Source organism: Sphingobacterium sp. GW821-FHT03E03 (assembly GCF_059420745.1).
Genome location: NZ_JBWKUH010000001.1, coordinates 122,168 through 135,779, shown reverse-complemented (window position 1 = coordinate 135,779; position 13,612 = coordinate 122,168). Strand labels below are relative to the sequence as shown.

General features: G+C 46.9%; 8 protein-coding genes. 7 read left to right on the top strand and 1 reads right to left on the bottom strand.

The window, feature by feature from the left end; all coding sequences use genetic code 11:
• Positions 1-10: 10 nt before the first annotated feature.
• From AC07UV_RS00515 to AC07UV_RS00505, 3 genes are read left to right on the top strand one after another with little or no spacing between them, the layout of a single operon-like run.
• Positions 11-364: a hypothetical protein gene (locus AC07UV_RS00515; protein WP_495182308.1), complete on the top strand. Its 354-nt coding sequence runs from the start codon at positions 11-13 to the stop codon at positions 362-364.
• A 29-nt stretch (positions 365-393) separates the two neighbouring features.
• A complete protein-coding gene (locus AC07UV_RS00510; RefSeq protein WP_495182307.1) occupies positions 394-1,758 on the top strand; it encodes a RagB/SusD family nutrient uptake outer membrane protein in 1,365 nt (454 codons plus the stop codon).
• Positions 1,751-3,667: a thioredoxin-like domain-containing protein gene (locus AC07UV_RS00505; RefSeq protein WP_495182306.1), complete on the top strand. Its 1,917-nt coding sequence runs from the start codon at positions 1,751-1,753 to the stop codon at positions 3,665-3,667. The genes AC07UV_RS00510 and AC07UV_RS00505 overlap by 8 nt, the downstream gene beginning before the upstream one ends.
• Positions 3,668-3,798: 131 nt before the next feature.
• Here the strand turns inward: AC07UV_RS00505 and AC07UV_RS00500 are convergent, their stop codons facing one another.
• Positions 3,799-4,095, bottom strand: coding sequence for a hypothetical protein (locus AC07UV_RS00500; protein ID WP_495182305.1), 297 nt, complete (start codon positions 4,093-4,095; stop codon positions 3,799-3,801).
• Between the two features lie 428 nt (positions 4,096-4,523).
• Between AC07UV_RS00500 and AC07UV_RS00495 the strand changes: the two genes are divergently transcribed.
• The 4 genes from AC07UV_RS00495 to AC07UV_RS00480 are packed head-to-tail and all read left to right on the top strand — an operon-like array spanning position 4,524 to position 13,523.
• Positions 4,524-7,730: a SusC/RagA family TonB-linked outer membrane protein gene (locus tag AC07UV_RS00495; protein ID WP_495182304.1), complete on the top strand. Its 3,207-nt coding sequence runs from the start codon at positions 4,524-4,526 to the stop codon at positions 7,728-7,730.
• Between the two features lie 12 nt (positions 7,731-7,742).
• Positions 7,743-9,194: a RagB/SusD family nutrient uptake outer membrane protein gene (locus AC07UV_RS00490; RefSeq protein ID WP_495182303.1), complete on the top strand. Its 1,452-nt coding sequence runs from the start codon at positions 7,743-7,745 to the stop codon at positions 9,192-9,194.
• A gap of 11 nt (positions 9,195-9,205) precedes the next feature.
• Positions 9,206-11,359, top strand: coding sequence for a M14 family zinc carboxypeptidase (locus AC07UV_RS00485; RefSeq protein ID WP_495182302.1), 2,154 nt, complete (start codon positions 9,206-9,208; stop codon positions 11,357-11,359).
• A complete protein-coding gene (locus AC07UV_RS00480; RefSeq protein ID WP_495182301.1) occupies positions 11,349-13,523 on the top strand; it encodes a S9 family peptidase in 2,175 nt (724 codons plus the stop codon). The genes AC07UV_RS00485 and AC07UV_RS00480 overlap by 11 nt, the downstream gene beginning before the upstream one ends.
• Positions 13,524-13,612: the final 89 nt, after the last annotated feature.

Genomic DNA, 13,612 nt, shown 5'->3' with positions numbered 1-13,612 from the left:
GCCTGGGGATGTGACGGATGTGCCACGCGCTACCGCCAATAGCGCCAACGAAGCCAACGTAGCTTATCGTAATTACTACCGCTATTCATCAGCTGTATGGGACGACGCTTCATTCATCCGCTTGAAAAATGTATCGCTCAGTTACGATATTTCCAAATGGACCCAGAAGATCAATATCAGCCGGGCGCTGGTACAATTCAATGCGCAGAATCTCTTTACCTGGACAAGCTTTAGGGGGATGGATCCGGAGATGCCGGGTTTTGATCGCACGTATCTCTCGGATGTCAATCCTTTTGGTTCGGTACGGAGCAGCGCCACGCCATCGATGCGTACCTATACTTTTGCGGTTCAGCTCACTTTTTAATGATCATAAAACGACTAAAGACTTATCCCATGAACAAATATATCATCTACAGCCTTTTTGCAGCACCACTGATGAACATATCCTGCAATAAATTTCTGGCAGTGGACCCACCCAAGACAGAAGTGGCGGCAGAGTCGGCCTTCAGTGACGAAAAGACTGCCACAGCAACCCTGGGCGGACTCTATACCAGTATGAACAACTACAACAACCAGTTTGCCAGTGGACTGATGACCATTGTGCTGTCCAGTCTGGCCGACGATTACAACTCAGCCTTTACAACCTACGATGAGTACAAATACAACAAACTAAGTCCGGCGACCTCTTATCTCGATCGGCTCTGGTCGCAACCTTATAGCTATATCAATCACAGCAATAAGATTATCGAGGGAGTTGAAGCTTCGGCACTCAGCAGTACTGTAAAGGCACAGCTATCGGCTGAAGCTCGTTTTACGCGGGTGTTCAATTACTTTTATCTGAGCAACCTCTTCAATAAAGTGCCCTTGATCACGGATACCAAAGATCTGGAAGCCAACAACCGAAAAGGTCCGGCCTCCCGGGAGGAGCTCTATGCGTTCATGGTGGATGATCTAAAGAAAGCGGCTGCCGATATTGCTGATGCCTATCAGGGCAATGAGCGTACCCGCCCAAATAGAAAAGCGGTTGACGCGCTATTGGCCCGGGTATATCTGTATCATGCAGACTGGGCCAATGCCGAAGAGATGGCCGACAAAGTCATCGCTGATAATCGGTATGAACTGTCGCGTGATCTAAATACCGTTTTTTTGAAAACGAGCAAAGAGGCGATCTGGCAGCTGCAGACCGTTAATCTTTCTACTGCCGGGGTCAACACCTGGGAAGGTTTCAGTATCGTTCCGGCAGTAGCTACGGCACGGAGTTACTATCAGGTGTATGATACCACGGTAGCGGCCTATGAAGATAATGACTTACGTAAAACAATGTGGTTAAAGCCCTATGTTGTAGGTGATAAGACGCTTTATATGCCCTATAAGTACAAGCTGCGTACGGGCACACCTGTTACCGAATACAATACCGTGCTGCGTCTTGCCGAGCAGTATCTGATCCGTGCCGAAGCGCGGCTGAACCAAAATAAGTTGCAGGCGGCACTACAGGATATCAACCTGATCCGTGAGCGTGCAGGCCTTGCCGCGCTGCCACAAACGATGGACAAGGCGGGCATCGCCCTGGCGCTTGAAAAAGAACGCCAGTTGGAACTGCTCGGTGAATGGGGCCACCGTTGGTTTGACCTGGTCCGCACGAACAGGGCCCTGCCTGTACTTTCAAAGGTCAAAACAGACTTTAGTGAAAGCGATATCAAAATACCGATCGCCAGTGCTATTTTAATCACAAATGCTAACCTCCAACAGAATGATTAAGCTATTCAAATACGCGTTGCTGCTTTGCCTGCTCCAGGCAAGCCTGCTGTTGCAGGCACAAGTCAGCATTTTGCCAGAAAAAGCAGCGGCCGGTGATACCGTGACCATCAGCTTTGATCCGGGTAAATCTGCTGCTGTTCATCGTGCAGGGCCATTTTTCGTGGATTTCAATTATTCAAATTTTTATGAATTCCCGAGCCGGATGCCCATGCAGCAAGAAGGCGGACTGTGGCGTGTACGGTTTAAATTGCCCGCCTATGCCAACTTTTCCTGCTTTACGATCGCCGACAAAGACAAAAAATTTGTACAGCAGGCAAGCGATAGCAGTCAATATGAGATCTACGTCTATAAGCAGGGGAAACTGATCGCCGGTAATTACCTGGGAAAATCCTACAGCGTACCGGTTCAGGATAAAACCTCGGATCATATCGTTGCGACACAGGAATATTACCTCAAAAAAGAGTTGAGCTTATATCCCGACAACTATGAGGCGCAGCTCCGTCTGATTGTGCTACAGATGAAAACCAGTAGTCCGGCCCAGCAGGCGCGGCTGTTGAAAAAGGGCTTAGCGGTGGTTGAGAAAAAATTCCGAAGCAATCCACTCTTTGAAGGTAACCTCAACAAGGTGACCATGGGCTATCTGATACTTGGCCAAAACCAAAAAGTGGATTCGATCCGTCAGGTCGTGATCAACGAGTTTCCGAACAAGAAGATCGGGATATCTTATCGGCTCAATAAGTTGTTCCGCGAGCAGGATTCCGCCACCGTGGTCGCGAAGATAGGGGAGCTTCTTTCGCTCAAAACGGCCGATAATGAGACGGCCTATGGCAGCGCTTACGAATATCTTTTTAACTACTATGTGCGGCACGGCGACAGCGTACAGGCCCGGAAATATCTGCCCCTGATTACCCGTTGGGAACAAGATCCCTATAAATGGCGCACCTACAATGAGTATGTGCAGCTGCTATTGGATCATAAGCTAATACTGCAAGATGCATCCAAACTCAATTTATATCTACTTGATAGTGTTGCGGCCTATCCCGTGAGTCTAATACGCTATTTCCCGGAAACAGGTTATCTGGTTGCCCATGATCCGGCCAAGGCCGATAAGCTCAGGGCGATAAAAGCTGAAATTATGGCCAATCAGGGACTGATAGCCGCTCAGCTAAATCAGCCCGAAGCTGCCCGAGAATGGTTTGCCAAAAGCATCCCTACACTTCAATCGGCGGCATTGCTCCGCGCAGTGGCCGTGCAGTATCAACAGTGGAATGATCCGACCAGTGCTATACCCGTGTTGGAGGCAGCCTATCGGCATGCTCCTTTTGACCCACAGATCCGGCAGCTTCTCGACAGCGCGCTCGTTAAAACAGGGATGAGCAATGCTGCTGAACGGCAAGCTTATTTTAGCAAGCTTGACAAGCAATGGAAACAGGGGTATTACCAGGAGTTTCAGAAAATCATCGGCAATACGCCATTTCCAGAAGACATCAGCCTAGTTGATATGGACAAGAAACCTTTGCTGAAAGCGGAACTCATGGACAAGATTGTCATCATTGATTTCTGGGCCACCTGGTGTAAGCCCTGCATTGCTTCTTTTCCCTATTTGCATCAGGTGTACAAAAAATATGCGGACGACCCGCAAGTGAAATTCGTTGTACTCAATTCGGGCAGTGGAAATAGCTGGGATGACGCCTACAAATGGGCACAGGCCAATCCCCAATTTGACTTTCCATTTTATTACAACCAAGATAAAAAGCTCAGTAGCAAGCTGGAAATAACGTCAATTCCGACAACGTTAATCCTGGACAAAAAAGGAAACATTCGTTTTCGAAAGGTGGGGTTTGAAGGTGAAAAGCTATTACAAAGCCTCGATGCCATGATCGAGTACCTGAAAGAATTGGAACAATAATGCGTTGTTTTTTCATTCCTTTGTTTGACCTGGTCGCGGGCAAGCAAAGGAATGAAAAATTAGCGCAATGAGCTATTGTCGTGGTAGCTATTCATGACCGTGAGGTTTCAATAAGGTTTTGTGTTACTACCTTATTGATGCCTATTGCCTTTATGGTAATACGAAATATTTTTGTTGATCCCTTGCGCCGCATCATTTCTGTCAGGCGATACCAATACGGGCACATATTGCAATGACACAATATCAATCGTGTCGATTTCAGGCATTTTAAGCGGGCGGTACCAAGAGGGTGGGTTCGCTAGATTGCCCGTCTGTTTGCCATCTGTTTTTTCTGTTGATTCTTGTACAGTTCCTTGTTTCCAGCGTCTGTATACAAGCAATGCTGCTCCAGCAACTGCCGTGATAATCAGTCCGATTTGTGCTTTCATGCTTTCTTTTTAAGAATTGAACAAAATTCCTTACAAAAAGTTCAATAAAAAACAAATCGACGGCTTTTGGTCCCCTTTGTAAGAACGATCACAACGATCAATAAAAAAATCTACTATTTTAGTATACATTATTTTATTTTAATGCTTACATTTGTTTAATCGTAGTTTCAATTGGCGTTGGCGACGATTTAATCACTATCTAAACAAAGTAAAAATGAAACAGCATTATCTAAACCATCTTTTCACAGTAAGTACACCATCTTTTCCAAAAGCTTATAGGGCGTTCTCTGCGCCTCGAATGTGTAGCTAGTAAAATTCTCCAATTCTTGTGATAAATAGGGCAATAATTCGGGTATTGCTCGCTATCCTTTTGCTATAAACATGTTTATGGCCAGTACATCTATTTTTTAAACTAAACGATTCTACCTATGAATAAGAGAAGAATACTACACTATTCGGCGTACCTGTTATTGGCAGGCCTGGCAGAACAGCCATTGGTAACTTACGCACAGGAAACTCCAAAAACGATTATAAATGCATCCTTCCGGGGGCAGGTGATTGATGCCGAGAATGGCCAGCCTATTGAAGGTGCTACGGTCAAGCTTTATGGTGTTACGCATGCTGTGACCACAGACCGAAAGGGCAATTTTGCTTTTGTCACCGGACAAAAGCTACCGGCACGTGTCGTCGTCTCATCCGTCGGCTATAAGGAGCAAATCGCCCTTATTGAAGAGCCGGGGGATACTGTACGCCTGGTGCGTGAGGACCGTACGCTGGAAGAAGTCGTCGTCGTGGGCTATGGAACCCAAAAACGAAAAGACTTTACGGGTGCAGCATCAACAATATCCGCAGAAGCAATCAAAGATATCCCCGTACAAAGTTTTGACCAGGCCCTGGCGGGAAAAGCCTCGGGGGTAAGTATATCTTTGCCGAATGGATTGCTCAATAATCCACCTGTTATACGGGTGCGGGGCCTGAATTCGATATCCCTCAGTTCGTATCCTTTGATTGTCATCGATGGTATTCCCGTCAATACGGGTAATATTGGTACATCTAATGTGGCCAATAATCCGCTGGCGGATATCAATCCCTCGGATATCGAATCTATTGATGTCTTGAAAGATGCGGCTTCTACTTCAATCTATGGTTCGAGGGCAGCAGGCGGTGTACTGATCGTAACGACCAAAAAAGGTAAACAAGGCCGCGCAAAAGTCACCTACGATGTCTGGGGCTCTGCGGTATCCGCGACACGTTTGCCTAAGCTGCTGAATGCCAATCAGTATATCGATATCAAAAATGAAGCTGTATTGAACAACAAGATCCTGTCAGGAAACGCTACCAACGATAAGGTGGCTAGTGCGCTTTTCTTCCCGCAGTATGATGCCAATGGTAAGCTGGTTGAAACGAATTGGTACGATCATGTCTATAACACCGGCTATAGCCACAACCATAGCCTCGCCGTAAGCGGAGCCAACGCAAATACACAGTATTATTTTTCGGGAAATTACTCGGACCAGGAAGGCTTTTTTGCAAAAAACAGCTTCGACCGGAAGGGCCTGCGGTTTAATATAGAGCATAAAGTTAACGATTGGTTCTCGCTTGGTAGTAACCTGACTTACAACAATACCTTCAACGACGCCAAAAATTCGGGTTCATTGCCCAGCAGCCAGCTGCTGTTGATCGGTGGCGCCCGATTGGCGCTGGTATTGCCGCCAAATGTTTCAGCATATAAAGATGACGGTAGCTACAATTTAAGCAGCACGGGTTTATTAGGGTCCGGAGCCAACTTGTTTACGAACACACTTTACAATCCTGAAGCATTATTTGCCTACAGCAAATACACGACTGGCAACGATCATATCTTGGGAAACCTGCATGCCTCGCTCAACCTGTTGAAAAACTTAAAATTCACCACGACCTATGCGGTAGACCGTAACCTGTCCACTACCAAAACGTATTTGAGCCCCAATCTGGGCTCATCGGGCTATACAAATGGTGGATCGGTCACCAATGTGAGCAGTCTGCGCAACAACTGGAATTTTACCAATAGCCTAAGCTATGATCAGGTGTTTGCCGAAAAGCATGCCCTGACGCTGTTAGTGGGGTACGATATTCAAAAATACGACAACGATAGCTGGAATGCATCGCAAAACAACGCCTCTGATCCGTTTTTTGAAAACTTTCAGGGCAATTGGACAACACTATCCGGGGCTGGCGGGAGTGTTACGGAGCGTTTCTACCGCTCTACCTTTGTCCGTGCCACTTACAACTACAACAAGCGCTATTTCCTGACGGCCAATTTTAGAAGGGATGGTAATTCGGCTTTGGGAGCAAACAGCAAGTATGGTGATTTTGGTGGCGTGTCGCTGGGCTGGTCTATTTTTGAAGAGGATTTCTATAAGAATAGCAGCTTGGCAAACCTACTGGGCGACTTGCGTTTCCGGGGGAGCTGGGGTAAGGTCGGCAATGGAAATCTTTCGGCTTATGAATCGCTCAACCTCTATAGCTCATCGCTCTATGGAACAGTGCCTACCTGGAGCATGTCGCAGGCGGGTGATCCGGATCTGGGCTGGGAGACTTCAGAACAGACCAATTTGGGGCTGAGCTTGGACTTAGCCCATAAGCGCCTGCATGTGGATGTCGATTACTTTAGAAACAATGTGAATGGACTTATTCTGGATGTACCGCAGTCGCCATCAAAAGGTATTCCAGGTAACAGTATCCTTAAAAATGTCGGCAGCATGTATAACCGCGGGATCGAATTTGCTATCAGTGGTGATATCGTCAAAAAAAGGGATTTTACCTGGAACTCATCGCTTAATTTTACGCATGTAAAAAATAAAGTCACATCGCTGTCGGCCGGCAATGCTGATATCATTGGCTATACACACACCACCACTGAAGCCAACAACATTACACGTGTGGGGTACGCGGTGGGTAGCCTCTACGGTGCAGTCACTGATGGTGTAAATCCTGAAAATGGGCAGCGGATATTTATCAATAAAAATGGCGAGCGTGTGCAATATAGTGCTGCGGTAGCTTCAGGACAGAGCAATTGGACCTATTTGGACGGCCGCGTTGCTAATCCGATCACGGTAGCCGACTATCAGGTCTTGGGGACGGCATTGCCAACTTATTACGGCGGCTTTAATAATTCATTCCGCTATAAAGCTTTTGATGCTGCCGTCAATTTCACCTTTGCAGGTGGTAATAAAGTCATGAACGGTACAAGGGGTACGCTACTGGATCAGCGTTTTTACAACAATTCGGTCGAAGTGCTCAATCGATGGACTACGGCAGGGCAGCAGACTGACATACCTCGACTGGTCTATAACGATGTGATCTCAAACGGTTCTGCTGGATTTTCCATCGATCAAAATGCCGAGAAAGCTGATTTCCTACGTTTGCAACAGTTAACGCTGGGCTACACATTCCGTGGTAACCTGTTTAATAAGATCGGACTTTCCAGTATCCGGATCTATGGTCAGGCGTCGAATCTTTTCTTGATCACGGGGTATTCGGGTACAGATCCTGAGTCTTCTTCCAACGGAAATTCTAATACCTCCATCGGTGTGGAAAAGAACTCGATCGGACAGGGACGTACCTGGACAGCTGGTTTAAATGTCTCATTCTAAAAATCTGAAAACATGAAAATTAACACAAAAAGAAATCTCTACTTAGTCAGCGCATTATTACTGGTATCTACCCTGAACTCCTGCAAAAGGGATGACGGATTGTTTCCTGTGCCGACTACATCTATATCTGATAAAAACGTCTTTGATACGCCTGCTCGGATCGAGGGGGTCGTCAATGGCATTTATAAAAGTTTAAAAGGAGCCAGTTTGTATGGCGGGCGTTATCTCCTTTATCAGGATGTCCGTGGCGAGGATTTTATTAATGTTACGGCAAATAGCTATACAGCCTATGAAAGCTGGAACAATTCCTACAGTTCGGGATCCAATGATATCAACAACCTCTGGTCTGCAGCTTATACCACGATTAACGGTGCAAATATCCTGATTGCTGCCCTTAGTCCCGGGACTGAAGTCATCGGGACTGAACTTTCCAAAGCTTATATTGCAGAAGCAAAGTTCCTGCGTGCAGTAGCTTATTTTAGCTTGGTAACGGTATTTGCGCAACCCTACAACAAAGATCAGGGGGCCTCGCCGGGACTACCATTACGTCTGCAGGCCGAGGTCGACGGAAACAACAATGATCTGGCCCGCAGTACGGTTGCACAGGTGTACAAGCAGATCTTGAGCGATCTCGATGAGGCTGAAAAGGATTTGCCAGAAAACTATTCAACGGCACTGCTCAATACAACGCGGGCACATAAAAATACAGCCCGGGCATTCAAAACCAGGGTTTACCTGACGATCAATAATTATGCAAAGGTACTGGAGGAAGCAAAAAAGATCGTCCCGCAGCAAATTGCACCATTTAGGGCGCAGCAAGGCGTTGCGAATGAGTTACAGACAGATGTTACGACGATTTTTGGTGGCAATTATACCACGCCGGAATCCATTTTAAGTATGCCGGCGAGTACCACCGATGCACTTTCGGGGCAGTCTGCGATAGGTTATGTCTATCTGGTCAATAAAGAATATTATCTTAATCCAAATGGTATTCTAAACGACACGCAGTGGCGTCAGGCAGACAAACGGCGCAGCCTCCTTCAGGCAAATGGTGACAAACAGTACCTGAAAAAGTATGCTAAGGCTTCGCCCTACGTAGACTATATTCCGGTTATTCGCTATGCTGAGGTCTTGTTAAATTATGCAGAAGCTGCTGCGCAGGCGGAACAGCTAACGATCGCAGGGACACTCTTAAAGGCTGTACATCAACGATCTGATGCGAGTTTTGAATTTCCTGGGGCCGCTCTGGCAAGCAAAACGGCCATCTTGGAAGCTATTGCGAAAGAACGACGAATTGAATTGCTCGGTGAGGGCTTGCGGGGACATGATTTGCTCCGTCAATTGAAAGAGCTACCTGCAAAAGGTGATGCGAATATACAGACACCTTCGGTACCTACAACAGCCCAGAACTATATTTTTCCAGCGCCGAATACCGAATTGGCGGCCAATAAGCTTTTTAACTAAACTAGTCAAACATGAATAAGACAAGTAAACTCCTTATTCCTTTACTGCTGGCCAGTGCAGGATCCTTACAGGCACAACAACAGACCTTGTCACTCAAAGGAACGGTCAAGAATGGCGATGCTACTGTTGTGTATCTGCAACGTTTTGAAAACAAAATATTTACGGTGATTGATTCTGCTCAGGTGAAAAAGGGCTCCTTTGCTTTCCGGAAGCAACTTCCGCTGCCCGACCTGTATGGCATTTCTACAGAGCGGGATGTGGTTCCGAGCTATGTTTTTCTGGATGTAGGGGATAATAAAGTGACGATCGATGCAAAAGATGACAACAGACAGTCGGTATCCTTATCTGGGTCAAAAAGCCAGGAACTCTTTGAAGAATATCGGGCGCAGCGCAAACCCGATATACGATCTTTCATCCAAAAATATCCGGATAATATCGTTTCTAGCTACCTGCTTTACAGGGAATGGTCCTATCGATTGTCTCCGGAAGAACTGGAAGCGCATATCGCCCTGCTCTCTGGGCCTCAGCAGCAATCGCGTTATATACAGGATCTCCGCAAAATCATCGCCGTGACGCGGCAGGTAGCCGTAGGCAAGAAAGCCCCGGCCATTGTCGCCAATGACCCTGATGGAAACCCGCAGGCTCTCTACGATCATTTGGGGAAATATACATTGATTGATTTTTGGGCTTCATGGTGTCCTCCCTGCCGAAAGGAGAATCCGAATATTGTGGCCAATTATCAAAAATATAAATCCCAGGGCTTCGAAATTTATGCCATTTCATTGGACAAGAAGAAAGAAGCTTGGCTCAAAGGTATTGCCGACGATCACCTGACCTGGCAGCATGTCTCCGAATTAAAATACTGGAATAGCGAAATTGCCGCTACCTATGCTGTCCGTGCAATTCCCGCCAATTTTTTGGTGGACGATAAGGGGACAATCATTGCCAAGAATGTCCGTGGCGAAGAACTGGGCAAGGTGTTGGACAGTTTGTTTAATCAAGGGAAAACCGAGATCGGCGGACTGAAAAAGGATTTTAAAGGGCAGAATCCGATTAGCTATGAATCGACCAAATCCCAAGCTATCGTCAAACAGGAACGCGGCACTTTCACAGTGGATCAACGGGTCTTTTTTAGCAATGACTATGATGGTGCCCGACTGAATGGCCTCACAAAATCCAGTGAAGGCGTATACCACCTGCAGGTCGCGCCGGAACGCACGCCGATCAATCCGAGTCCCTGGTATGGTTTTCAGGTCTGGTCCACCCGCGATACGACGATAAAAATCCAGCTTGACTATCCTTCCGGCGTGCGTCATCGCTACGACCCGAAAGTGAGCACAGACGGAACGAACTGGAATAAGCTCAACGGTGCTTCTTTTGACCTGCCGATCTCCAGTAAGAGAACATGGATCTCTGCACAGGCAAATATTCCCTCCAAAGCCGTATATAGCTGGATTGAGCAGGTAAATCCAGCTGTTCAAATACAAAAACAGGAAGTGGGTAAAACGGCCCTTGGCAAGCCAATTAACGTATATGTGGCGGGCAATCCGCAAAGCAAAAAGGCGATTGTGGTCCTCGGGAGACAGCATCCACCTGAGATTACAGGGCATTATGCATATGCCAGCTTTGTCGAATACCTCTTGGGCAACAGCGACGATGCAAAGCGGTTTCGTGAGAAATATAGTATTTACCTGATCCCCATCGTTAATCCCGACGGAGCGGATCTAGGGCATTGGCGTGCCAATGCCAATGGCGTTGACCTCAACCGTGACTGGGCCGAATTTAACCAGCCCGAGACTGTGGCGCTGCGCGATTATTTTAAACGGGAAATCGAGCAGCAGGGCCGCGAGCTTTATTTTGCCATCGATTTTCATTCTACGGGAAGCGATATTTACTACACGGTGGATCCTGCCTTGCCAAGTCGGTTTCCAGGTTTTATTCCCACCTGGATAGCCGCAGTCAAAGAAGCTATTCCAGGGTATGAACCGCTGGTAAAGCCCCTGTATTTGGGTGGATCGACCTTCACGGCGTATAGCTATTTGTATAAAACGTATAATGCCGAAGCATTGGTCTATGAAATTGGCGACAACACCGACGCTGATTTTATACAGCGCAAAGCCCGTATTTCTGCACAAAAATTAATCGAAAAACTCAATGAAAGCTAGTCAATACAAACGCTGGAAGTACCACCTAATTTGTCTGCTGCTGCTGGGGAGTATTTCTCCAGCTTTTGCCGGAGCATCGGCTACGGATAGTTTGATCGTGGCGAGTGATCTGGTTCGAATAAAAAATATCGTTGACCTACAGGTGAAACCGGACGGAAGTGAACTGGCTTATGCCGTGCGCGGGATTGTTGCCGATACGACCAAGCATGCCGGTTTTCGCTATGAAACGCTCTGGTATGTAAACAGAACGGCATTGGCAGCAAAGGCTGATCCGCTAAAGGTGGACCCGCAATTTACACAAATCTTGTACAGTACGGATGGACGCAGATGGGCTGTTGGCAAGGGAAGTAACAAACGTTCGCAGCTTTTTTTATTTCCATCAGATGGTCAAGAGCCTCAACAGCTAACCAAGCTCGAGCAGGGGCTGGGTACTGTACGATTCAGTCCGGACGGTTCGAAGGTACTTTTATCAAGTAGCTTTACACTTGGCGAGCTGGTAAAAAGTAAAGATTTCAATCCTGCTGGCCATGTGCCACCATGGTCGACGGAAAAACCAGCGGATAGCCATAATGCATCCTTATTAGCTGAACCTGCACAAGAAGATCGTGACGGCGGCCTAGCGGAAATAATTGCTTATCTCAAACGTGATGAGCAGCAGGGTATCGCCAAAATGACCAACAAATTGCAGTTTCAGACAGAAAATTCAACGACGGGCGAAATCCGCTTTACACATTGGTACATCTTGGATCTCGCCGCTAAGACACCGCCTGCCCCTTTAACCCAGGGCTTTCGAAGCCATACAGGAGCGGAATTTTTAGGAAACAACAAGGTGCTTTTAAGCGTAGAGACCGAAAATGGTCTTCATCCGGACCGCGTAGCATCGACTGATCTGATCTTATTTGACCTGACTAATAAAAAAAGGAAAGTAATTTTTGGGGATAGCATACATCGCTTTCAGGTGGCTGCAGTATCGGCATCAGGAAAATGGGTTGCCGTGAATCGAGGCCTGCAGAATTCATTGACAGTCGGTGAATTGTTTATCTATGATACCCAAAACTGGAAAGGTAATAGCCTGGCTGTAGACCGTAGCCTAAGTAATATACAGTTTTCAGCAGATGAAAAATCAGTCTATTTTATTGCGTCGGATAGAGGCGGACGTACCATAAATCGCGCGGATATAAAAACCGGCAATATACGCACCTTGAGTTCGGTGGAAGAGGGGATCGGTGACTATTGGGTAAATGGTCAGAAAGCTTTCTACACAAAAACCACCTTCGCAAATCCATCAGAACTGTACCGTGCGGACGCCAATTTTAAAAATAGTGCGGTCATTAGTGCGGTCAATTCGGGATGGCTATCGGAAAAAAATATTGGTATTGCACAGAAAAACAGTTTTCGAAATGAAAAGGGGCTGGAGGTCGACTATTGGCTCTTGAAGCCTGCAGATTACCAGACGGACAAACGTTATCCGCTCTTAGTAGAGATTCATGGTGGGCCAGCTTCGATGTTCGGTCCTGCGGATGCCAGTATGTGGCACGAGTACCAGTACTTTCGTGCACGTGGCTATGCGGTTTTGTTTTCGAATCCCCGCGGTTCGAGCGGCTATGGGGAAAGGTTTTTAAAAGCTAATTTTAAAGACTGGGGACCTGGACCATCACGTGATGTTCTTAAGGCTGTGGATCTGTCGCTTGCGACCGGTATTGTCGATAGCACGCAGCTTTTTATCACTGGCGGATCTTATGGTGCATATCTAACCACCTGGATATTGGCACATGAGAGCCGGTTCCGTGCTGCATCCAGTCAGCGTGGGGTGTATGATCTCTATGTATTTTTTGGTAGCGCCAATGTGTGGCCCATGTTGAAACGCTATTTTGATGGTTTTCCGTGGGAAAAGGGGATGCGGGATACCCTTTTGGCGCAATCGCCTACAACTTATGCCGAGAAGATAAAAACTCCTTTACTTATTTTCCATGGCGAGCAGGACAATCGTACAGGCCCTGTGCAGAGTGATTTTCTGTACAAGCAGCTCAAATATTTGGGACGCGATACGGAATACGTCCGACACCCGCACGCAGATCATGAGATCACACGCTCCGGAGATGTAGGCCAACGACTCGATCAGCTGTTGCGCACTTATGAATTCTTTGAACGTTATCGGCACTGATTCTTATGCTTTACGATGATGATCGAGCATCCAGCCTTTTATATTGAAGCCCAAAAGGCTTTAGCAGCGGTTGCTTAGTTTGGTTGATT